Consider the following 21,714-nt stretch of genomic DNA (forward strand, 5'->3'; position numbering starts at 1 on the left):
GCTTAACCCTCCTTGACCAGGCCGAGATCGGTCAGCACGTTACGTGTCGCGCTGTAATAACGCACGTAGCCCGTGCAGCGGCAGATGTGGTGACCGAGGCTGTCCTCGATGACTTTTTCCAGCTGGCTTTTGACGATCGGCTGACGCTGCAACTTCTCCACCAGCACGGTCGCGGCATTCACGAACCCCGGTGCGCAGTAGCTGCACTGGAAAGCGAATTCGTCGACGAAGCGCTGCTGGATCGGGTTCAGCTCAGTGACTTTGCCTTCCTCGTCGCGCTTCGCATGGCCTTCGATAGTGCGTACTTTCTTGCCTTCGAAATAGTGCGCGCCAGTGATGCAGGTGCGTACTTCTTCGCTGGTGCCATCCGGGTTGTCGACGATCACAACGCAGGCGTGGCAGATGCCCTGACCGCAGCCCAAGCGGGAGCCAGTGAGGTTTTTGTATTCGTGCAGGTAATCGATCATCGGCAGGTCATCAGGGATTTCCACCGGGCCGACGGATTGACCGTTGAGGGTCAGTTGAAGCGGACGGTTAGCCATTGAGGGCCTCCTTGATGCGTGCAGAAGTAATAGGCAGGTCGCGGACCCGTTTGCCGATGGCGTGTGCCACGGCGTTACCGATGGCGCCGACCACCGGGATCATCACCACTTCGGCGATGCCCTTCGATGGATCGCTCGGCGACAGCGGCGGCAGGATTTCAGCCGTCTGCTTCCAGACCGCCACGTGGCGCGCCATCGGCAAGCGGTAACGGTTGAAGTTCCAGTCACCCTCCCCCGGCCCGCCTTCGTACAGCGGCATCTCTTCCATCAGCGCATGGCCGATACCCATGGCAATCCCGCCTTCGATCTGGCCCTTGACCAGTTCTTCCACCAGCACTCGACCGCACTCGACCCACGAGTGATGGTTGAGCACTTGCACTTCGGCCGAACCCTTGTTGACTTTCACTTCCACCAGCGTCGCGACCGGGCTGTAGTAAGTCACTGCCGCGTTGTTCAACTGCGTGTCCGGGTAGTGCACGTTCTGGCGATCCAGCAGGTGGAAACCGGCGCTGTTCATTTGCGCCTTTTTCACGCTCGGCGCGCCGTCGCCGTACTTGACTGCCAGGCCGTCGAGCGGCAGACGTTCACGCACGCCGTCGATGCTGAACTCGGCCTCGGCCCAGCTCCAGCGGTTGAAACCGTGCACGGTCGCGCCGGTGACCAGGCCCTTCTCGTGAGCGTGCTTGGCCAACTGCTCAAAGCTCAGCGGCTGCATGCCGTTGGCGGTGAGTTTGCCGTCGACCCAATGCGCATCTTCGCGACGCACCACGTAAGGGTTGGCCGAACCACCGTAAGGGCCCTGGCTCCAGATCTGCAGCGCTGCCGGCCACAAGCCGTGGTTGAACAGCACACGCGCCGCTTCACGGGTGGCGTGGCTAAAATAGTAGGCAGAGTTGGTGGCCGACGACGCCGAGGCGATCTTGCCGACCCAGCGCGGATTGCGCAGCAGGCTGTCCTGTTCGGCCTGACTCATGATGTAAGGGTTGCCGCCGCTGATCAGCTGCAACTCTTTCCATTCGGTCTCGCCGGTCTTCACTTCCGTCGCCGCGATGCCGAGGAAATCGGCCACGACCAAGGCTTGCGAGGTCGACATGCCCGTGCCGATTTCGATACCGATGTGGCGCAGGGTGATGTGCCCCTGAGCAGTGAACTCGATGCTCGCCATCGGCGCTTCAGAGCCCGTGCCGAAGTCTTTTTGGCAGATGGCGAAACCGACGCCGTACCAGTTGTCCGGATCCTGCGCTTCGCGCTGCTTTTTGATCGCGTCGCGGTTTTTCCAGACGTCGTGAACGGCGGCCTTGTCGAGAATCTCGTGCAAGCGCAACGCACCCGCCGGCACCGCGCCCTGGGTATTTTTCATGCCCGAGACCATGGCATTTTTCTTGCGCAGGTCGATGGCGTCGATGCCGAGGCGACCGGCAATTTCGTCGACCATCATCTCGGTGGACGCCATGCTTTGCAGGGTGCCGTAACCACGCATCGAGCCGGCTTCAACGGCGCGGGAATGGTAGGCCGTGACCTGCAAATCGTTCTGCGGCATGTAGTAGATCGACTGCGCCGCCGTGGCGCCAACGGCCGCCACGGAGGGGCTGTAGTTGACCCGGCCACCGCCGTCGACGCTCATTTCGGCGCGGAAAATCTTGAAGCTGTGATCGGTCTTGTCCACGGCCAATTGGTAGCGGATGTCGAACGGGTGACGCTTGATGCCGCTCTGGAATTGCTCATAGCGGTCGTTGGCCAGACGCACCGGCACACCGGCGCCATACAGCGCCGCGAGGGCGGCGTAGTAGACGAAAATGTTGTGGTCTTTGGAACCGTAACCGACGGTGTAACCCGGGTGCATGTTCAGGTTCGCCAGGCCGAAGCGCGACGGCGCGATCATCTTCGCGGTCTCGGTCGCTGCTTCCAATGGGCACTGGGTCGCCACCACGAAATGCAGGGTCTTGGTTGCCGGGTCGTACCAACCATTGCCGTTGTCCGGCTCCATCGCGGCCGGTTCGATCGAAGGGGTTTTGTAGCGCTCGTCGAACACCAGCCAGTTGTCCGGCGGCGTGTCGATCTGCTGTTTCATGCGATCGGCGTAGAACAATCCACGCTCGGTCAGGTTGCCGTGCAGGTTCGGTTGGGAATTCCACACCGGACGACGGTTTTTCAGCATCGGAAACAGGATCGAATCCTTGAGGCTGGCGAATTCGTCTTCGTCCGCCGAGGTCGCACCGCCCACCCGCACATAGCGGAAGCTGCCGTAGGGATCGCCTTCGTAGAACGGCACTTGAGCACCGTAACGAATCGCTTTGTCATTGAATTTGAGTTTGGCCTTGGCCTGACGGAAACGCTCGAAGTCGTTCCAGATCAGGATGGCCACCGGGTGACCGATAAACATCGGCACCTTGCCTTCCGGCAACAGCGGATCCGGCGCATGCTCCTCCGGGAAGACGATGCCGTCCTTTTCCAGGTCAGCGGCGGTGACGATGCGGTCTGGCTGCAATTCGGCACCGAGCCACGACAGTTCCATGCCCGCGTAGATGCGGTCGGCCTTGATGGTTTTCAGCAGCATGGCGTGGCCTTGCTGCTGCGGCCAGCCCGGCATGTCCTTGGCGCGGATGTCGCGGGCAAAGACTTTGCTGCCGCAGACCTTCGACAAGGCATCGTTACGCGTGCGCGCCTTGCCGTTGTTGCCGAGCCATTGCTCGGACGGCACGGTCACGCTGTTTTCCATCAAGGCAGCGAGCGCCTGACTGCTGAGCGGCGTGAGCGTCACGCTCACACCTGCCACCAGCCCGCCCTGAAGGAACGAGCGCCGGGATATTTCACGGTTGGACATGGATCATCCTCTGGGCGGTTATAGACCCGCCCTTCTGGTTATGTTCTGGAAATCTCGAGTCGTGCAGAAGCCCTTTTTGACGAAACGAAGGGCTGAAATGACAGTGCAAAGCTGACCGAAAGGTTAAGTTTATAGGCTTATGCGCCTGCGGCAAACAGCCCCACACAAAAAAACTGACCAGCGAATCAAAATACTGTGTTTTCAGTGCGAAGAATTGAGCAGGCAAGCGAATGCAACGCCAAGGTCAGCCCGGCCGGACGGCGTCGTCGCGACAACCTTTGAGGCAGCATAGAAGAAGGCGGCCAGGATGGCCCGGCAAGGGACACTGCAAGAGGAGAAAAAGCCAAATTCCAGACACAAAAAACCCCGGTCTTTCGACCAGGGTCTTTGCTATCGACTCGAAGTAACACTGGCAAAACCAGCAGTTTTCTTCGTAGCTCCAAGGCGTTCAGTGGGCCTTGTAGCAGATATGGCGCAGCGGACGGGACTCGAACCCGCGACCCCCGGCGTGACAGGCCGGTATTCTAACCGACTGAACTACCGCTGCGCATCGCTTTGGACTTTAATCCAAGTAACTCGTCTGATTGAAAACTCAGAAGCTTTTCAATCTCGAACCAGATAAATCTGACTCGGAAAATATGGCGCAGCGGACGGGACTCGAACCCGCGACCCCCGGCGTGACAGGCCGGTATTCTAACCGACTGAACTACCGCTGCGCGTCGGTGGAGGCATTTCAGCCTACCTCTTGCTTTCGCAAGTATCTCGGAAGTGGTGGGTGATGACGGGATCGAACCGCCGACATTCTGCTTGTAAGGCAGACGCTCTCCCAGCTGAGCTAATCACCCGTTTGCATCTCCGAGGCCGCGAAATTTACGCAGGTACCGAACCTAAGTCAATAGCAGGATTGAAGTTTTTTCAAAACAGCTGCCAGAGGCAAGCTTCAAGCCACAAGTGGAAGCCGTCACGCGTGAAGCCGGCATGACACTGTCGAGCCTTAACTTGCAGCTTGAAGCTTGAAACGGCTTCTCACTGCTCGTAAATCATCTTCTTGGTCATGCCACCGTCGACCACAAACTCCTGGCCCGTGACGAATCCGGCATTCTTCGACAGCAACCAGGCCACCATCGCCGCCACGTCTTCAACCGTCCCCACCCTGCCCGCCGGATGCTGGGCATGATCGGCATCGGTCAGTGGCTCGGCACGCCGCACGGAAGGATCCCGGGTATCGATCCAGCCCGGACTGACGGCATTCACACGGATTTCCGGCCCAAGGCTGATGGCCAAGGCGTGAGTCAACGCCAACAGTCCGCCCTTGCTGGCCGCGTAAGCCTCTGTGTCGGGTTCCGACTGCCCGGCGCGGGTCGAGGCCAGGTTGACGATCGCGCCGCTGTGCGCGCGCAGATACGGCGCACAGTGCTTGGCCAACAACATCGGCCCGCTGAGATTCACCGCCAACACACGATTCCAGTAAGCCAGATCGAGGCTTTCCAGGGTGATGTTGTGCGGATCGGCCACCGCGGCGTTGCACACCAGTGCATCCAGGCGCCCGAACTGCCCCAGCACTTCGGCAACCCCCAGCGCCACCTGCCCTTCGTTCGAGACGTCCATGGCGATAAACCAGGCATTGTCGCCCAGCACCTTCGCCACTTTCGAACCGCGCACCCGGTCCAGGTCGCTCAGCACCACCTGCCAGCCTTCGCTGATCAGCCAGGCCGAGATCCCCAGACCGATGCCTCGCGCCGCGCCGGTGACCAGCGCGACACGACCATTGGACCCGGAGGTCGGCGTGGACAACTCGATCACAAGGCCGCCAACCCGCGCGCCAGATCGGCTTGCAGATCAGCCACGTCTTCCAGGCCGACCGCAATGCGGATCAGGCTGTCACGAATGCCCGCGGCTTCACGCTCTTGCGGCGCCAGACGGCCGTGGGAGGTGGTGCTCGGGTGAGTAATGGTGGTCTTGGTATCACCGAGGTTAGCCGTGATCGAAATCAGACGGGTCGCATCGATAAAGCGCCAGGCGCCCTCTTTGCCGCCCTTGACCTCAAAGCTGACCACCGCACCAAACCCTTTCTGCTGACGCTGGGCGAGTTCGTGCTGCGGGTGACTTTTCAGACCGGCGTAATGGACTTTCTCGATGCCGTCCTGCTGCTCCAGCCACTCGGCCAGTTCCTGGGCATTGGCGCAATGCGCCTTCATCCGCAGGTTCAGGGTTTCGAGACCCTTGAGGAAGATCCAGGCATTGAACGGGCTCAGGGTCGGCCCCGCGGTGCGCAGGAAACCGACCACTTCTTTCATCTGCTCGCTGCGACCAGCCACGACGCCGCCCATGCAACGGCCCTGGCCGTCGATGAACTTGGTAGCCGAGTGCACGACGATGTCCGCGCCCATCTTCAGCGGTTGCTGCAACGCTGGCGTGCAGAAGCAGTTGTCGACCACCAGCATCGCGCCTTTGGCGTCAGCGATTTCCGCCAGCGCGGCGATATCCACCAGCTCGGCCAACGGGTTGGATGGCGACTCGACAAACAGCAATTTGGTGTTGGTCTTGATTGCCGCGTCCCAACCGGACAAATCCGCCAGAGGCACGTAATCGACTTCGATGCCGAAGCGCTTGAAGTACTTTTCGAACAGGCTGATGGTCGAACCGAACACACTGCGCGAAACCAGCACATGATCACCGGCGCTGCACAGGCTCATCACCACCGCCATGATCGCGGCCATGCCGGTGGCCGTCGCCACGGCTTGCTCGGCGCTTTCCAGCGCAGCAATGCGCTCTTCGAACGCCCGCACGGTCGGGTTGGTGTAGCGCGAGTAAACGTTACCCGGCACTTCCCCGGCAAAGCGAGCCGCAGCGTCGGCAGCGGTGCGGAACACATAGCTGGAAGTGAAGAACATCGGATCACCGTGCTCGGCTTCCGGCGTACGGTGCTGACCGGCGCGTACGGCCAGGGTATCGAACGCTACGCCTTCGAGGTCGCTGTCCAGCCGACCGGCATCCCAATCCTGACTCATGCTGTCACTCCTTGCCTTGCTCATCTAGTAGATACAAAACCGGCCCCTCAGGGCCGGTTGTTACTCAGTTGTTATACAGATCAATGATCGCGCTGACTGCCTGCGTCTTGACCTTGGAGGCATCGTTACGAGCCTGCTCGATCTTGTTCAGGTAAGCCTCGTCGACGTCGCCGGTGACGTACTGGCCGTCGAACACTGCGCAATCGAACTTCTCGATCTTGATCTTGCCGCCACCGACCGCTTCGATCAAGTCAGGCAAGTCCTGATAGATCAACCAGTCAGCGCCGATCAGGTCAGCAACGTCCTGGGTCGAACGGTTGTGGGCGATCAGCTCGTGAGCGCTCGGCATGTCGATGCCGTAGACGTTCGGGTAACGAACGGCCGGTGCGGCGGAGCAGAAGTAGACGTTTTTGGCGCCGGCTTCGCGAGCCATCTGGATGATCTGCTTGCACGTCGTGCCGCGAACGATCGAGTCGTCCACCAGCATCACGTTCTTGCCACGGAATTCCAGTTCGATCGCGTTGAGCTTCTGGCGTACGGATTTTTTCCGTGCAGCCTGGCCCGGCATGATGAAGGTCCGGCCGATGTAGCGGTTCTTCACGAAGCCTTCGCGGAACTTGACGCCCAAGTGGTTCGCCAGCTCCAGAGCTGCGGTGCGGCTGGTGTCCGGGATCGGGATGACCACGTCGATGTCGTGTTCAGGACGTTCGCGCAGGATCTTCTCGGCGAGCTTCTCACCCATGCGCAGACGGGCCTTATAGACCGACACGCCGTCGATGATCGAATCCGGACGCGCCAGGTAGACGTGCTCGAAGATGCAAGGGGTCAGGGACGGGTTGGTCGCGCACTGACGGGTGTGCAGCTTGCCGTCTTCAGTGATGTAGACCGCTTCGCCCGGTGCCAGGTCGCGAATCAGGGTGAAACCGAGCACGTCCAGGGAGACGCTTTCGGAGGCAATCATGTACTCGACGCCTTCGTCGGTGTGACGCTGACCGAAGACGATCGGGCGGATGCCGTGCGGGTCACGGAAACCGACGATGCCGTAACCGGTCACCATCGCCACGACCGCGTAGCCACCAACGCAACGGTTGTGCACGTCAGTCACCGCGGCGAACACGTCTTCTTCGGTTGGCTGCAACTTGCCGCGCTGGGCCAGCTCGTGAGCGAACACGTTCAGCAGGACTTCCGAGTCGGAGTTGGTGTTGACGTGGCGCAGGTCAGATTCGTAAATCTCCTTGGCCAGTTGTTCAACGTTGGTCAGGTTACCGTTGTGCGCCAACGTGATGCCGTAAGGCGAGTTGACGTAGAACGGCTGAGCTTCAGCCGACGTCGAGCTGCCCGCGGTCGGGTAACGCACATGGCCAATGCCCATGTGGCCGACCAGGCGCTGCATGTGACGCTGATGGAACACGTCACGTACCAGGCCGTTGTCCTTGCGCAGGAATAACCGGCCATCATGGCTGGTCACGATACCGGCAGCGTCCTGGCCGCGGTGCTGGAGGACGGTTAGCGCGTCATACAGCGCCTGATTGACGTTCGACTTACCGACGATACCGACGATGCCACACATGCGACGCAACCCCTACTTAATGGATCTGAACTGAACAACACTCACTGAGGCGTTTTGGCCATCGGCAAGAGTTGATCCTTGAACGGTATCTCAGCGGGTACGCTGATACCGCTGGCAAGCCACTGACTGCTCCACCCGAGAATCAGGTTTTTGGACCAGTCTGCGACCAATAGAAATTTTGGCACGAGCTGTGACTCTTTCCACCACCCGTCCTGCTGTACCGGCCCCAGGCTCAACAGCCCGACCGCCACGACCACCAGCAACACGCCACGCGCGGCGCCGAAGGCCATGCCGAGGAATCGATCGGTCCCGGATAGCCCGGTGACGCGAACCAATTCGCCGATAAGATAATTGATCATTGCGCCTACGATTAACGTGGCAACAAACATGATGGCACAGCCCGTGATCACACGAGCCGACGGTGTTTGAATGTATCCGGCGAGGTACTCGGACAATGAACCACCGAACATCCAGGCAACAGCTCCTGCGATGATCCAGGTCACCAGCGACAGTGCTTCTTTGACGAAGCCGCGGCTCAGACTGATCAATGCGGAGATGGCGACGATTGCAACGATCGCCCAGTCAACCCAGGTAAATGGCACAGTGCAGCCTACAGACGGATAAGGCGGCGCATTTTAGCAGAGCGCATGGCTATCGGTAAGCTGCGATTGTCAGTGCTTTTCAAATCGGGGCGATAGTTTTAAACCGCACCCAACCCTGGAGCAGCTGGCGAAGCCTGCGTTCGGGTGCGCAGCCGCCGTAAAATCAGGTAATTGGGTGTGTCAGACAAACCGCGGAGGCAGGGTTTACGGCCGCTTCGCCGCCAGACGCTGCCTCGCGGGCTCGACAGCTGCTACACAGATTAAGGTGTCGGTTTTAGCCGCGCTCTGGCTGGAATCGCACGACAAAGCCCTTGAGCTTCTTCTGGCGGTCCAGCAAATCACGCAGACGGTCGGCTTCGGCGCGCTCGATCAGCGGCCCGACAAACACTCTGTTTTTACCGTCAGAGGATCGAATGTAAGCATTGTAGCCCTGACTGCGCAGGTCTTTCTGCAGGCTTTCGGCGTTTTCTCGGCTCGACAGACTGGCCACTTGCACCGACCAGCTCACCGACAGGCCATTGGCATCGATGCGACTTTGAGTGATATCCGGTTTAGTCGGCGCTGCCGCGATCGGCTGGGCCGGTGGCGTCGTAGCCTTGGCGGCTGGCGCAGGCGCGACCGGTTTGGCAGCAGGCGCCGGGGCTACAGGGACCGCCGGCGCAATCGGTGCCGTCGGCGCCTCTTGCTGAGCGATTTCATCATCGCTCGGCACCGGCTCTTGAGGCAGCGCTTGCGGCTCAGGCACCACGACTGGCTCGACCTGCACTTGCGGCACCGCCGGGGCATGCGGCGCAGTGGGGGCGTCGACCACCACCTGACGCTGCTCATCCTGACGGGAAAACAGCATCGGCAGGAAAATTACCGCCAGCGCCACCAGCACCAGCGCGCCAACCATGCGTTGTTTGTAGGCCTTATCCAGCAATGCCATTTGCCGCTTCCTCCGTGGAGCGCCGGGCCAGCCATTCGAGGGCCTCGGCGACACAATAAAATGATCCGAACAGCAGAATCTCGTCGTCGCTCGTCGCCAGCGCGCTCTGCCCTTCCAGGGCGGCCGCCACGCTGCCATAGGACGTTACCGACGCGCCAACGTTCTGCAACGCTGCCTGCAAATCGGCAACCGGTCGCGCTCGCGGAGAATCCAGCGGCGCAACGGCCCAGTGCTGGACACTAGCATTCAATTCACCGACAACACCATCCAGATCCTTGTCAGCCAGCAAACCGAACACCGCCAGACGCTTGCCGACCGGTGGACGGCTGGCCAGACGCCGCGCCAGATATTCGGCGGCATGCGGGTTATGCCCCACATCCAGCAGCAGGTTCAAACGCTTGCCCTGCCAGTCGAACTGACGGCGGTCGAGACGACCCACCACCCGCGTCGCTTTCAGCGCATCAATAATCTGTGAATCCACCCACGGCAAACCGAGCAGCAGATAGGCCTGCAACGCCAACGCCGCGTTTTCCATTGGCAGATCAAGCAACGGCAGATCGCGCAGTTCGACCGCACACCCTTGAGCATCCAGGCCGCGCCATTGCCAGTTGTGATCGGTGATGCCGAGGTCAAAATCGCGCCCACGCAGGAAAAACGGGCAATTGAGCTCGCGCGCCTTATCCAGCAGAGGTTGTGGAGGATTCAGATCGCCACAGAGCGCAGGCGCACCCTGACGGAAAATGCCGGCCTTCTCAAAGGCCACGGACTCACGGGTATCACCCAGATAGTCCGCATGGTCGACGCCGATGCTGGTGACCAGCGCCATGTCGGCATCAACCACGTTGACCGTGTCCAGACGCCCGCCCAGACCGACTTCCAGCACCACCGCATCAAGCCCGGCCTGTTGAAACAGCCAGAATGCCGCCAGGGTGCCCATTTCGAAGTACGTCAGAGAGGTGTCGCCACGACCGGCTTCGACAGCCGCAAAGGCTTCGCACAGCTCGGCGTCAGAGGCTTCGACGCCATTGACCTGCACCCGCTCGTTGTAGCGCAGCAGGTGCGGAGAATTGTAGACACCCACATTCAGGCCTTGCGCCCGTAGCAATGAAGCCACGAATGCGCAGGTAGAACCCTTGCCGTTGGTGCCGGTGACCGTGATCACCCGCGGCGCCGGCTTGCCCAGCCCCATGCGGGACGCTACCTGTTGCGAGCGCTCCAGCCCCATGTCGATGGCCGAAGGGTGCAATTGCTCAAGGTAGGCGAGCCACTCGCCAAGGGTACGCTCGGTCATATGTTCGCAGGTACCGGCGGTACAACGATCGGCTCGATTGGCGCAGCGACGAATTTCGGCGTCGGCAGGCCCATCATTTGTGCCAGCAGGTTACCCAGGCGCGGACGCAGTTCCTGACGGTGAATGATCATGTCGATGGCGCCGTGCTCCAGCAGGAATTCGCTGCGCTGGAAGCCTTCCGGCAGCTTTTCACGCACGGTTTGCTCGATCACGCGCGGACCGGCAAAGCCGATCAGGGCTTTCGGCTCACCGACGATCACGTCGCCAAGCATCGCCAGACTAGCGGAAACACCGCCGTAGACCGGGTCAGTCAGTACGGAGATGAACGGAATGCCTTCTTCACGCAGACGCGCCAGTACCGCCGAGGTCTTGGCCATTTGCATCAGGGAGATCAGGGCTTCCTGCATCCGCGCACCACCGGAAGCGGCGAAGCAGATCATCGGACATTTGTTTTCCAGGGCGTAGTTGGCGGCGCGAACAAAACGCTCACCGACGATGGCACCCATCGAACCACCCATGAAGGAAAATTCGAATGCCGACACGACAACCGGCATGCCCAGCAAGGTGCCGCTCATGGAGATCAGTGCGTCTTTTTCGCCCGTCTGCTTCTGGGCGGCGGTCAGGCGATCCTTGTACTTCTTGCCGTCGCGGAATTTCAGACGGTCAACCGGCTCCAGGTCAGCACCCAGTTCGGCACGGCCTTCAGCGTCGAGGAAGATATCAATGCGGGCGCGGGCGCCGATACGCATGTGGTGGTTGCACTTGGGGCAAACGTCCAGGGTCTTTTCCAGCTCCGGACGATACAGCACAGCCTCGCAAGACGGGCATTTGTGCCACAGACCTTCAGGCACCGAGCTCTTCTTGACCTCGGAACGCATGATCGAAGGGATCAGTTTGTCTACTAACCAGTTGCTCATGCTTTCTTTCTCCAGTACCGGCGGCCCGAACGCTCTGGTTCGCAGCCCCGCGTATGCCCTTGAGCTAAATTCATGTGTGTGGCGATGGTCGGTGGATGGCCGGGTCAGCGAAACGCGACCTGCGTACAACCCATCAACCCTCAGCCGTGCCTGCTTTGTGCAGCGCAGTGCATTTTGGGACGGCGGCAGTCTGCCAGCCGTCACATCCTCTATGTACTACCGCGTACCGCTTTGATGAACGCCTGAATCTTTGCGTGATCCTTGATGCCCTTGCTCGCCTCTACCCCACCGCTGACGTCCACCGCATAAGGCCGGACCCGGGCAATCGCCCCGGCGACGTTATCCGGGGTCAGACCGCCCGCCAGAATGATCGGCTTGTTCAAGCCTTGCGGTATCAGAGACCAGTCGAATGCTTCACCGGTTCCGCCCGGCACGCCTTCAACGTAGGCGTCGAGCAGGATTCCGCTCGCACTGGGGAATGCATCGCAGGCTGCCGCGATGTCGTCTCCGGCCTTGACCCGCAGCGCCTTGATGTACGGACGGTGCCAGCCTTCGCAATCGGCGGCCGTTTCGTCACCATGGAACTGCAACAGGTCCAGCGGTACGGCATCGAGTAATTCGCCCAGTTCGCAGCGGCTGGCATTGACGAACAACCCCACGGTGGTGACGAACGGCGGCAGCGCCTTGATGATGTCGCGCGCCTGCTGGAACGTCACGGCCCGCGGGCTTTTGGCGTAGAACACAAATCCGATGGCATCGGCCCCGGCCTCGACCGCCGCCAACGCATCTTCTATGCGGGTAATCCCGCAAATCTTGCTGCGAACGGCTGACATGTCGATAAATCCTCAGGGCAATTCCGGGAAAGTCCCGGATGGTAACAAATGCGTTCGAGGGCGTCAGCCGTCAAGTTCCGTGAAACCGGTCAGGAAGTGTGGGCCGATGTAACGCTCGGGCAATTCGAACTCGTCGCGGTACTCGACCTGCACCAGATACAGGCCAAACGGATGTGCGGTGACCCCGCCAGATCGGCGAATGCGGCTTTCCAGCACTTCCTTCATCCACTCCACCGGGCGCTCGCCGGCACCGATGGTCATCAGCACGCCGGCAATGTTGCGCACCATGTGGTGCAGGAACGCGCTGGCACGGATATCCAGCACAATCATCTTGCCGTGACGGGTGACGCGCAGGTGATGCAATTCCTTGATCGGCGATTTGGCCTGGCACTGACCGGCGCGGAACGCACTGAAATCATGGGTGCCGACCAGGTACTGCGCGGCCTCGGCCATGCGCTGGACGTCCAGCGGACGGTGGTTCCAGGTGATTTCTTCGTTGAGGTGCGCCGGGCGGATCTGATCGTTGTAGATCACGTAGCGGTAACGCCGGGCAATGGCCTTGAACCGCGCATGGAAATGCGCCGGCATGACCTTGGCCCAACTGACGCTGACGTCGTGGGGCAAATTGATGTTGGCGCCCATGACCCAGGCCTTCATCGACCGCTCGACCTGGGTATCGAAATGCACCACCTGACCACAGGCATGCACGCCTGCGTCCGTTCTCCCGGCGCACAGCAGCGACACCGGTGAGTCGGCGACTTTGGACAAGGCTTTCTCAAGGGTTTCCTGCACCGTGAGCACACCGGAGGCCTGGCGCTGCCAGCCGCGATAACGCGAGCCTTTGTATTCAACGCCCAATGCGATCCGGTAAAAGCCGTCGGCCGCCATTTCCGCAGCCGGATTATCTATATTTGCCAAGGGGTACAGCCTGCTGATCTACGCAAAGGCGGGCATTATAAGGCCGCCGGACCGAGACGCCAGAGTGGCTTCAGCATCGGCGGCGAATGTCAGGGCCTCATTGCGAGCAAGCTCGCTCCCACAGGGGGTCTGTGAACAGCGCAAATCCACTGTGGGAGCGAGCTGGCACCGGGCGGCGTTCCGACGATAGCAAAAGACCAGACACCCACTTGCTCACCACTCAAACAAAAACGGCAACCTCAATGGGCTGCCGTTTTATTGACTGCTGACGGGTCACTCAAACCAGACGCGAAAGCATTTCCTTGGCTTCGCTCTTCTGCCCGGCATCACCCTCGGTCACCACCTCATTGAGGATGTCCCGAGCACCATCGTTGTCGCCCATGTCGATGTAGGCCTGGGCCAGATCGAGTTTGGTAGCGACTTCATCCGTACCGGAGAGGAAGTCGAAGTCCGGCTCATCCGCCGCCGACGCCAGGGCATCTTCTGCGGTGAAGCGCGGCTCGCCAATGCTCTGGGACAGACGATCCAGTTCGGCGTTGACGTCATCCAGTTCTGCTTCAAAGTCATCCGGAACATCAGCGATGGCAGGCTTGGCCGGAGCCGCGTCCATTTCATCCGCCAGCGACAGGTCAAAATCGGCAGGTAATTCCAGATCGTCCTGAGGCGCTTCAGGCACGACCGGAAAGTCTTTCACGCCTTCGTCCAGGTCCAGCAGGAAGCCGTCTTCAACGAGCATGGCCGGCGTCGGGTCTGCACCCAGGTCCATGTCCAGATCGAAGTCCGACAGGTCGTCGAGGTTGTCCTTGATGTCGGTTTGCTGCTGCAGCACCGATTCAAAGCTCAAATCGTCATCCAGCGGGAATTCGTCCAGCTCGGTCGACACGTCTGCCTCAGGCGCAACCACAGCCGGGGAAGCGGCTTCCAGGTCGTCCAGGCTCAGGTCGAACGCGCTGTCGAAGTCGTCATCGGCTGCGGCTGCCGGCGCTTGCGGCTCGTCCAACAGCAGGTCCTTGACGTACTGCGCATCCAGTTCCGCAGCGATGGCGGCCGCAGCCAGGCCACTGGCGGCAACCACGGCCATGGCCGGGAAACGGGTCTTGAGTTTTTCGACTTGGGCGAAGTTATCGCCGTTAGCGACCAGTTGGCGCTCCTGGCCCACAAACGCATCACGGTCGCCTTGCTGACCGTACACTTCCATCAGCTTCAAACGCAGGTCACTGCGCTGCGGCTCTTGCTTGATACCGTCTTCCAGCAACGCGGCAGCCTGGTTCAGACGACCCGCAGCAATGTGCGACTGCGCCTTGGTCAGCACGTCGTCATCACGCTCGCCAGCCGGCGACACCAGAGGTGCTGCAATCGGCGTAGTCATCACAACTGGTGCAGGCGCTGGCTTAGGAGCAGGTGCAGGTGCAGGAGCCGGTGCAGGCGTCGGCGCAGTGGCGAGCTTCACGCTAGGCGGCGGCACTTCCAGGCCTTCGAAGCTGCTTTCCGGCAGGTCGTTGTCGAAGGACATGTTCTGTTCTTCAGACAACGCACGGGCCATGCGCAGATGTTTCTCGGCTTCTTGCTGGGCTTTGCGGCGACGCGCCAGCAACAGCAGCAAGAGTGCCAACACCACCGCACCGCCACCGATCAGGCCCAGCAGGATCGGATTGGTCAGTAGTTCGTTGAACTTCTGGTCGTCGGAGACCGCTGGTGTCGGCTCGATTGCCGGCTCGGCAGGTGCCGGTGTCACTTCAGGGGCCGCCGCCGGAGCCGGCGCCACCTCAGCCGGTGCCGGCGCAGGGTTGGCTGCCAACTCAGCCGACATGGCCGGAGCGGTCTCAGTCGCAGCAGCAGGTGCACCCGCCGCGCCTTCTGCCTGCATCCTGGCCAGCTGATTGTTCTTCAGTTCGATCAGTTTTTGCAGCTTGTCCAACTGGCTTTGCAGATCGGTCATGCGACTTTTCAGTTCAGCGTTGTCACGACGGGTCGTGTCGAGGCTTTCCTGGGTCACAGCCAATTTGTTGCTCAGGTTCTTGGCATCGCCCGCGACACCTTTACCACCGGCCTTGCCGGATTCGGCAGAGACCAGGCTCAGCTTGTCCTTGGCAGGTTCTGCACTACCGGCGTCAGCACGACCGCGCTTGGTGGCATCGAGTTGTTGCTGCCCGGTGCCGGGTTTCGCCACATAACGACGCCCCTGGCGCCACGCGGTGTTCTGCGCGGCCACTTCAGCGATTGCCTTGGGTTGCGGCAGCGTGGTGGCTTGCGCCTGATCCGGCATGCGCAGCACCTGGCCGGTTTTCAGCCGGTTGATGTTGCCGTCGATAAAGGCATCCGGGTTCAGTGCCTGAATGGCCAGCATGGTTTGCTGAACCGAACCACCGTTACGCGCCTTCGCAGCGATTTCCCACAGGGTATCGCGCGGGGTGGTGGTGTATTGAGCCGGTTTGGTGGCACCCGTCACCGGCGCAGTAACGTTTGAAGTTGGCGCTGACTGCGCAGCCGCTTCAGCGGTCTGCGGCGAGAATTTGGACGGATCGAGCAGTACGCTGTAATCACGCAGCAGGCGACCGTTAGGCCACATGACCTGAACCAGGAATTTCACCATCGGTTCAGACAGGGGCTTGCTGGAAGTCACACGCAGGATGCTTTTACCGCTGGCGTTAAGCACAGGGGTGAAGGTCAGGTCATTGAGAAAGGCCTGACGGTCGACGCCGGCCTTGGCGAAATCTTCAGGCGAGGCCAGGCTCGGCACCACTTCGGCGGCCGTAAGATCCTTGACGTCGAGCAGCTCGATTTCCGCCACCAGGGGTTGGTTCAGCGTCGACTTCAGGGTCAGTTCCCCGAGCCCGAGGGCATGCGCCATACCGGATGACAGCGCCGAGGCGGCCGCAATTGCTAACACCAGTTTGCGAACTTGAACCATAGCCTCATCCTTTGTTTGAACATTCCTCGGCCAGCGAGAAGGTATTGATAGTCGCTGCCGTAAGGCATTGCGCGCGGCGTCGAAGTGTCATCGCGCGCGATCATTTCTTGCCTGCCCCGCAAAACCCCATAGAGGGGCTTTCCTTCAGCAGTGCGGCCAAGCATAGCGCCCGGCTAGAATCATTCTGTGAATTGTTGCCAAGTATCTTTTACAGCTGGTCTTTTATCAACAATTCAGCCACCTGCACAGCATTGAGCGCGGCGCCTTTGCGTACGTTATCTGACGTCAGCCACAAATTAAGTTCCGACAGGTCGTCGACACCGCTGCGAACCCGACCGACGTACACCACGTCCTGCCCTACCGCATCGCCCACTGCGGTCGGATAATCGCCGGCTTCAACCAGCTCGATACCGGGTGCATCTTCCAGCGCCGCGTTGACTTTCGCCAGGTCGACAGCGCTCCCTGACTGCAAGGTCACGCTAAAGCTATCGCCAAAAAACACCGGGGCTTGAATGCAAGTGACGGAAATCTTTAATTGAGGCCGCGCAATCACCTGACGCAACTCACGCACCAGACGTTTTTCCAGCAGCGTATGGCCCTGATCATCCGGTTTGCCGACCTGAGCCAACAGGTTGAACGCCATCTGCCGATCGAAGAAAGTTGGCTCCAGCGGGCGCACATTGAGCAGCTCGGCAGTTTGCCGGGCCAGCTCCTTCACCGCTTCGCGACCTTGGGCGGAGACCGCCAGGCTGGCGGTGACGTTGACCCGTTGCAGGTCAATCACCGAAAGCAACGGCGCCAGTACCACGGCCAGGGTGGTGGCGGACGGGCTTGGGCTGCTGACCTGAAAGGGCTTTTTCAACGTCGCGAGGATTTCGGCATTGGCTTCAGGCACCACTTGCGGCGCCTGATCAGCCGACAAAGCGCCAGACAGGTCGATCACCGAGCAACCGGCAGCGGTCGCGCGGGAGGCGAAACTGAGGGTTACTGCCGGGCCGGCAGCGAAAAACACCAACTGGACTTTACTGAAATCGAACTCATCGACCTCCCGCACCCGTACGTTCTTGCCGCGAAACGGCACCGAATGACCGGCCGATTCGCTGCTCGCCAGCAGGTGCAAGTCGCCGACCGGGAAGTCGCGCTCTTCAAGAATCTGCACGAGCGTCTCGCCGACAGTACCGGTGGCGCCGACGACGGCGATATCAAAGGACTGGCTCATGGTTCTACCTCAGGCGAAACGGGGGGAGCGGCACTTTACCGGGTGGTGGGGATACAGGCAATTCGACGCGCGAAACCTTGCAGCCGCTGCCGAAGGCTGCGTTCGAGGACGAAGTCCTCGCTTTGGGGATCCCCGATCATTCAGAAGAACCGCACACTCAGGTTTTACGACTGCTGCGCAGCCGAACGCAGGCTTCGCCAGTTGCTACAGGAATAAAAAAACCCGCACCTCTTTCAAGGCACGGGTTTCTTCATTACTTCAACCGATCAACGCTCAAGCAGAATCCGCAGCATGCGACGCAGCGGTTCGGCCGCGCCCCATAGCAGTTGGTCGCCGACGGTGAAAGCACCGACAAATTGCGAACCCATGTTCAGCTTGCGCAGACGGCCCACCGGCACGTTCAGGGTGCCAGTGACTTTCGTCGGGCTCAGTTCCTGAATGCTGATGTCGCGGTTGTTCGGTACCAGTTTGACCCAAGGGTTGTGCTGGCTGATCAGCCCTTCGATGTCGGCGATCGGCACGTCTTTGTTCAGTTTGATGGTCAGCGCCTGGCTGTGGCAACGCATGGCGCCGATGCGCACGCAGATACCGTCGACCGGAATCGGGCTCTTGAAGCGACCAAGGATCTTGTTGGTTTCAGCCTGGGCCTTCCACTCTTCACGGCTCTGACCGTTCGGCAGTTCCTTGTCGATCCATGGGATCAGGCTGCCGGCCAGTGGTACGCCGAAGTTTTCGGTCGGGTACGCTTCGCTGCGCATGGCTTCGGCCACACGACGGTCGATGTCGAGGATCGCGCTGGCCGGGTCGGCCAGTTGATCGGCAACAGCGGCGTGGGTCGCGCCCATTTGCTTGATCAGTTCACGCATGTTCTGCGCGCCGGCACCGGAGGCCGCCTGATAGGTCATGGCACTCATCCACTCGACCAGACCGGCTTCGAACAGGCCGCCCAGGCCCATCAGCATCAGGCTGACGGTGCAGTTGCCGCCGATGTAGTTCTTGGTGCCCGCATCCAGCTGCTGATCGATGACCTTGCGGTTGACCGGGTCCAGGACGATGACCGCGTCATCCTGCATGCGCAGGCTGGAAGCGGCGTCGATCCAGTAACCCTGCCAGCCGGCTTCACGCAGCTTGGGGAACACTTCGCTGGTGTAGTCGCCACCCTGGCAGGTCAGAATCACGTCAAGGGTTTTCAGCTCTTCAATGCTGTAAGCGTCCTTGAGCGGAGCAATGTCCTTGCCCACGGACGGGCCTTGGCCACCGACATTGGAAGTGGTGAAAAACACCGGCTCGATAAGATCGAAATCCTGCTCTTCCAGCATCCGCTGCATGAGCACGGAACCGACCATACCGCGCCAACCGATCAGACCTACACGTTTCATCGCAACTACACCTTCTTAAAAAGTGGGCCGCTGCTTTGTATTGAATTTCGCAGCGGGCCCGAGAGATTACAGATTCCGCAGCGCGGCGACTACTGCGTCACCCATTTCCTGCGTACCGACTTTAGTGCAACCTGCCGACCAGATGTCGCCCGTGCGCAGGCCTTGGTCCAGGACCAGGCTCACGGCTTTCTCGATGGCATCGGCTGCAGCCTGCTGGTTGAAGCTGTAACGCAACATCATCGACACCGACAAAATGGTCGCCAACGGGTTGGCGATGCCCTTGCCGGCGATGTCCGGCGCCGAACCGTGGCACGGCTCGTACATGCCCTTGTTGTTGGTGTCCAGGGACGCCGACGGCAGCATACCGATGGAACCGGTGAGCATCGAGGCCTGGTCGGACAGGATGTCGCCGAACATGTTGTCGGTGACGATCACGTCGAACTGCTTCGGTGCTCGCACCAGCTGCATGGCAGCGTTGTCGACGTACATGTGGCTCAATTCGACTTGCGGGTAATCCTTGGCCACTTCCTCGACGACTTCACGCCACAGCTGGCTGGACGCCAATACGTTGGCCTTGTCCACCGAGCAGAGCTTTTTGCCGCGCACCATGGCCATGTCGAAGCCGACGCGGGCGATGCGGCGAATTTCGCTTTCGCTGTACGGCAGGGTGTCGTAGGACTGACGCTCGCCGTTTTCCAGGGTGCGGGTGCCGCGTGGTGCGCCGAAGTAAATACCACCGGTCAGCTCACGGACGATCAGGATGTCCAGGCCGGCGACGATTTCCGGCTTCAGGCTCGAAGCCTCGGCCAGTTGCGGGTACAGGATCGCCGGACGCAGGTTGCCGAACAGGCCCAGTTGCGCACGGATTTTCAACAGACCGCGCTCAGGGCGGATGTCACGCTCGATGGTGTCCCACTTCGGGCCGCCCACGGCACCCAGCAGCACAGCATCGGCGGCGCGGGCGCGCTCCAGGGTTTCGTCGGCCAATGGCACGCCGTGCTTGTCGATGGCAGCGCCGCCGATCACGTCGTGGCTCAGCTCGAAGCCCAGGGAGAACTTGTCGCTGGCCAATTCCAGCACCTTGACCGCTTCGGCCATGATTTCCGGGCCAATACCGTCACCTGGGAGAATCAGAATCTGCTTGCTCATGCTTTCCTCATGTCATCAGTCGGTGCGCCCCTTGGGCACACCCGGAAAAATTCTATCGCTCGGCCATCAGAACCAATACATCGGTACTGAACGAGCCATCAGCCTCAATCTCAAAATATTCGCGCACTTCGTTGCCCATCGACTGCTGCAGCTCGCGGATTGCCGCGCGCATCACTTCAGGTGTGCGCATGCGCTCGACCCAGGAGGTGTACTCCAGACGCAGCCGTTGGCGCGTGGTGCTGCGGGTATGCAACCCCGCTTCGCTGACCTGGCGCAACCACTCGCCGGCGGAATAATCGCGCACATGGCTGGTGTCGCGCAGCACTTCGACGCTTTGCAGGTAAGTGTCGAACAACGGACTGCCCGGTGACAACACGTCGATGAACGCCGCCACCCCACCCGGCTTCAGCACCCGCCGGACTTCGCGCAGCGCCAGACCGAGGTCGCTCCAATGGTGCGCCGAGTAACGACTGAAAACGAAGTCGAACTCACCATCGGCGAACGGCAGGCGCTCGGCGGCACCGAGGACCGTCGATACATTGCTCAAGCCACGATCAACGGCAGCACCGGCGACCACGTCGAGCATTTGCTGCGACAGGTCGTAGGCCACCACTTCCTTGACCAGCGAAGCCACGTGAAAACTCACGTGACCGGCGCCGCAACCCAGGTCCAGTACCCGAGCATCGCCCTGCCCGGCCAGTTCGGCTTGTAGCAGCGCGAATTCGGTACCTTGAGCGTGAACGGCGCTGCTCAGGTAGGCCGAAGCCTGCTCACCGAATTGCTTTTGGACGACCTGGGTGTGCTGGGCGGTGCTGGTCATGGTCACTTCCTTTGATTTTGTGGTGCCAGTTCCGGCCTCATCGCGGGCAAGCCCGGCTCCCACAGGTTTTGTGTACACCGCAAGCCCCTGTGGGAGCGGGCTTGCCCGCGATGAGACCAGCCCTATCTACATAAATCTCAGCCTCATCACGCGTCGCGAAACAACCAGGGCTGGCTCGCCCGGTGCTTGGCTTCAAACGTTGCAATTGCTTCATGATCCTGCAACGTCAGGCCGATATCGTCCAGACCGTTCAACAGGCAATGCTTGCGGAACGCATCGATCTCAAAGTTATGCACCTTGCCATCCGGACGGGTCACGGTCTGGGCTTGCAGGTCGACCTGCAATTGATAGCCAGGATTCGCCTCAACCTGCTGGAACAGTTCATCAACCTCAGCGTCGCTCAAGATGATCGGCAGCAAGCCGTTCTTGAAACTGTTGTTGAAGAAGATGTCGGCGTAGCTCGGCGCGATGATGCTGCGGAAACCGTATTCTTCCAGCGCCCACGGCGCGTGTTCACGACTGGAGCCGCAACCGAAGTTCTCACGGGCCAGCAATACGCTGGCGCCTTGATAACGTTCGGCGTTGAGGACGAAGTCCTTGTTCAGCGGACGCTTGGAGTTGTCCTGATACGGTTGCCCGACATCCAGGTAACGCCATTCATCGAACAGGTTCGGACCGAAACCAGTGCGCTTGATCGACTTCAAGAACTGCTTCGGGATGATCTGATCGGTGTCGACGTTGGCACGATCCAAAGGCGCGACAAGACCAGTGTGCTGGGTAAAAGCTTTCATGCTGCGCTC

17 protein-coding genes and 3 tRNA genes are annotated in these 21,714 nt (G+C 60.5%); all 20 read right to left on the minus strand.

Annotated elements, in window-relative coordinates:
• Positions 1-2: 2 nt before the first annotated feature.
• Entirely contained in the window at positions 3-542 is a 540-nt protein-coding gene (locus tag D882_RS0101405) for a (2Fe-2S)-binding protein (protein WP_027921576.1), read from the minus strand.
• Complete coding sequence (locus D882_RS0101410; protein WP_027921577.1) at positions 535-3,366, minus strand: xanthine dehydrogenase family protein molybdopterin-binding subunit; 2,832 nt, start codon at positions 3,364-3,366, stop codon at positions 535-537. The genes D882_RS0101405 and D882_RS0101410 overlap by 8 nt, the downstream gene beginning before the upstream one ends.
• A gap of 470 nt (positions 3,367-3,836) precedes the next feature.
• Positions 3,837-3,913: transfer RNA gene (locus D882_RS0101415), tRNA-Asp, on the minus strand.
• A 92-nt stretch (positions 3,914-4,005) separates the two neighbouring features.
• Positions 4,006-4,082: transfer RNA gene (locus D882_RS0101420), tRNA-Asp, on the minus strand.
• A 53-nt stretch (positions 4,083-4,135) separates the two neighbouring features.
• A tRNA-Val gene (locus D882_RS0101425) sits at positions 4,136-4,211 on the minus strand.
• Between the two features lie 181 nt (positions 4,212-4,392).
• Complete coding sequence (locus D882_RS0101430) at positions 4,393-5,169, minus strand: SDR family oxidoreductase (RefSeq protein ID WP_027921578.1); 777 nt, start codon at positions 5,167-5,169, stop codon at positions 4,393-4,395.
• On the minus strand, positions 5,166-6,377 hold the full coding sequence (locus D882_RS0101435) for an O-succinylhomoserine sulfhydrylase (protein ID WP_027921579.1): 1,212 nt from the start codon (positions 6,375-6,377) through the stop codon (positions 5,166-5,168). The genes D882_RS0101430 and D882_RS0101435 overlap by 4 nt, the downstream gene beginning before the upstream one ends.
• 64 nt (positions 6,378-6,441) lie before the next feature.
• The gene (purF, locus tag D882_RS0101440; RefSeq protein WP_010456022.1) at positions 6,442-7,947 is read right to left on the minus strand and encodes an amidophosphoribosyltransferase; all 1,506 of its coding nucleotides are present in this window, start codon (positions 7,945-7,947) and stop codon (positions 6,442-6,444) included.
• Between the two features lie 41 nt (positions 7,948-7,988).
• Positions 7,989-8,549: a CvpA family protein gene (locus D882_RS0101445; RefSeq protein WP_027921580.1), complete on the minus strand. Its 561-nt coding sequence runs from the start codon at positions 8,547-8,549 to the stop codon at positions 7,989-7,991.
• Positions 8,550-8,823: 274 nt separating this feature from the next.
• The gene (locus tag D882_RS0101450; protein WP_027921581.1) at positions 8,824-9,477 is read right to left on the minus strand and encodes an SPOR domain-containing protein; all 654 of its coding nucleotides are present in this window, start codon (positions 9,475-9,477) and stop codon (positions 8,824-8,826) included.
• On the minus strand, positions 9,461-10,768 hold the full coding sequence (folC, locus tag D882_RS0101455) for a bifunctional tetrahydrofolate synthase/dihydrofolate synthase (RefSeq protein ID WP_027921582.1): 1,308 nt from the start codon (positions 10,766-10,768) through the stop codon (positions 9,461-9,463). Before folC ends, D882_RS0101450 begins: the two co-directional genes overlap by 17 nt.
• Positions 10,765-11,685 carry an acetyl-CoA carboxylase, carboxyltransferase subunit beta gene (gene accD, locus D882_RS0101460; RefSeq protein ID WP_027921583.1) on the minus strand — a complete coding sequence of 307 codons (921 nt, stop codon included), beginning with the start codon at positions 11,683-11,685 and terminating at the stop codon, positions 10,765-10,767. Before accD ends, folC begins: the two co-directional genes overlap by 4 nt.
• A gap of 209 nt (positions 11,686-11,894) precedes the next feature.
• Positions 11,895-12,518 carry a phosphoribosylanthranilate isomerase gene (locus tag D882_RS0101465; RefSeq protein ID WP_027921584.1) on the minus strand — a complete coding sequence of 208 codons (624 nt, stop codon included), beginning with the start codon at positions 12,516-12,518 and terminating at the stop codon, positions 11,895-11,897.
• Between the two features lie 63 nt (positions 12,519-12,581).
• Entirely contained in the window at positions 12,582-13,406 is an 825-nt protein-coding gene (truA, locus tag D882_RS0101470; protein ID WP_027921585.1) for a tRNA pseudouridine(38-40) synthase TruA, read from the minus strand.
• A 307-nt stretch (positions 13,407-13,713) separates the two neighbouring features.
• The gene (locus D882_RS0101475) at positions 13,714-16,347 is read right to left on the minus strand and encodes a FimV/HubP family polar landmark protein (RefSeq protein WP_027921586.1); all 2,634 of its coding nucleotides are present in this window, start codon (positions 16,345-16,347) and stop codon (positions 13,714-13,716) included.
• A gap of 208 nt (positions 16,348-16,555) precedes the next feature.
• A complete protein-coding gene (locus D882_RS0101480) occupies positions 16,556-17,566 on the minus strand; it encodes an aspartate-semialdehyde dehydrogenase (RefSeq protein ID WP_027921587.1) in 1,011 nt (336 codons plus the stop codon).
• 266 nt (positions 17,567-17,832) lie between these two features.
• Positions 17,833-18,945: an aspartate-semialdehyde dehydrogenase gene (gene asd / locus D882_RS0101485; RefSeq protein ID WP_027921588.1), complete on the minus strand. Its 1,113-nt coding sequence runs from the start codon at positions 18,943-18,945 to the stop codon at positions 17,833-17,835.
• 66 nt (positions 18,946-19,011) lie between these two features.
• On the minus strand, positions 19,012-20,094 hold the full coding sequence (gene leuB / locus D882_RS0101490; RefSeq protein ID WP_027921589.1) for a 3-isopropylmalate dehydrogenase: 1,083 nt from the start codon (positions 20,092-20,094) through the stop codon (positions 19,012-19,014).
• A 52-nt stretch (positions 20,095-20,146) separates the two neighbouring features.
• Positions 20,147-20,914, minus strand: a complete 768-nt coding sequence (locus tag D882_RS0101495; protein WP_027921590.1) for a class I SAM-dependent methyltransferase — start codon at positions 20,912-20,914, stop codon at positions 20,147-20,149.
• Positions 20,915-21,060: 146 nt separating this feature from the next.
• Positions 21,061-21,705, minus strand: coding sequence for a 3-isopropylmalate dehydratase small subunit (gene leuD, locus D882_RS0101500; RefSeq protein ID WP_027921591.1), 645 nt, complete (start codon positions 21,703-21,705; stop codon positions 21,061-21,063).
• Positions 21,706-21,714 lie beyond the last annotated feature (9 nt).

Origin of the sequence: Pseudomonas sp. URMO17WK12:I12 (assembly GCF_000514395.1) — a bacterium.
GTDB lineage: Bacteria > Pseudomonadota > Gammaproteobacteria > Pseudomonadales > Pseudomonadaceae > Aquipseudomonas > Aquipseudomonas mucoides.

What these genes read in the sequence shown, in the direction of transcription:
- D882_RS0101405 (WP_027921576.1), bottom strand. Translation starts at nt 542, where the DNA reads ATGGCTAACCGTCCGCTTCAACTGACCCTCAACGGTCAATCCGTCGGC.
- D882_RS0101410 (WP_027921577.1), bottom strand. Translation starts at nt 3,366, where the DNA reads ATGTCCAACCGTGAAATATCCCGGCGCTCGTTCCTTCAGGGCGGGCTG.
- D882_RS0101435 (WP_027921579.1), bottom strand. Translation starts at nt 6,377, where the DNA reads ATGAGTCAGGATTGGGATGCCGGTCGGCTGGACAGCGACCTCGAAGGC.
- purF (WP_010456022.1), bottom strand. Translation starts at nt 7,947, where the DNA reads ATGTGTGGCATCGTCGGTATCGTCGGTAAGTCGAACGTCAATCAGGCG.
- D882_RS0101450 (WP_027921581.1), bottom strand. Translation starts at nt 9,477, where the DNA reads ATGGCATTGCTGGATAAGGCCTACAAACAACGCATGGTTGGCGCGCTG.
- folC (WP_027921582.1), bottom strand. Translation starts at nt 10,768, where the DNA reads ATGACCGAGCGTACCCTTGGCGAGTGGCTCGCCTACCTTGAGCAATTG.
- accD (WP_027921583.1), bottom strand. Translation starts at nt 11,685, where the DNA reads ATGAGCAACTGGTTAGTAGACAAACTGATCCCTTCGATCATGCGTTCC.
- D882_RS0101465 (WP_027921584.1), bottom strand. Translation starts at nt 12,518, where the DNA reads ATGTCAGCCGTTCGCAGCAAGATTTGCGGGATTACCCGCATAGAAGAT.
- truA (WP_027921585.1), bottom strand. Translation starts at nt 13,406, where the DNA reads ATGGCGGCCGACGGCTTTTACCGGATCGCATTGGGCGTTGAATACAAA.
- D882_RS0101475 (WP_027921586.1), bottom strand. Translation starts at nt 16,347, where the DNA reads ATGGTTCAAGTTCGCAAACTGGTGTTAGCAATTGCGGCCGCCTCGGCG.
- D882_RS0101480 (WP_027921587.1), bottom strand. Translation starts at nt 17,566, where the DNA reads ATGAGCCAGTCCTTTGATATCGCCGTCGTCGGCGCCACCGGTACTGTC.
- asd (WP_027921588.1), bottom strand. Translation starts at nt 18,945, where the DNA reads ATGAAACGTGTAGGTCTGATCGGTTGGCGCGGTATGGTCGGTTCCGTG.
- leuB (WP_027921589.1), bottom strand. Translation starts at nt 20,094, where the DNA reads ATGAGCAAGCAGATTCTGATTCTCCCAGGTGACGGTATTGGCCCGGAA.
- D882_RS0101495 (WP_027921590.1), bottom strand. Translation starts at nt 20,914, where the DNA reads ATGACCAGCACCGCCCAGCACACCCAGGTCGTCCAAAAGCAATTCGGT.
- leuD (WP_027921591.1), bottom strand. Translation starts at nt 21,705, where the DNA reads ATGAAAGCTTTTACCCAGCACACTGGTCTTGTCGCGCCTTTGGATCGT.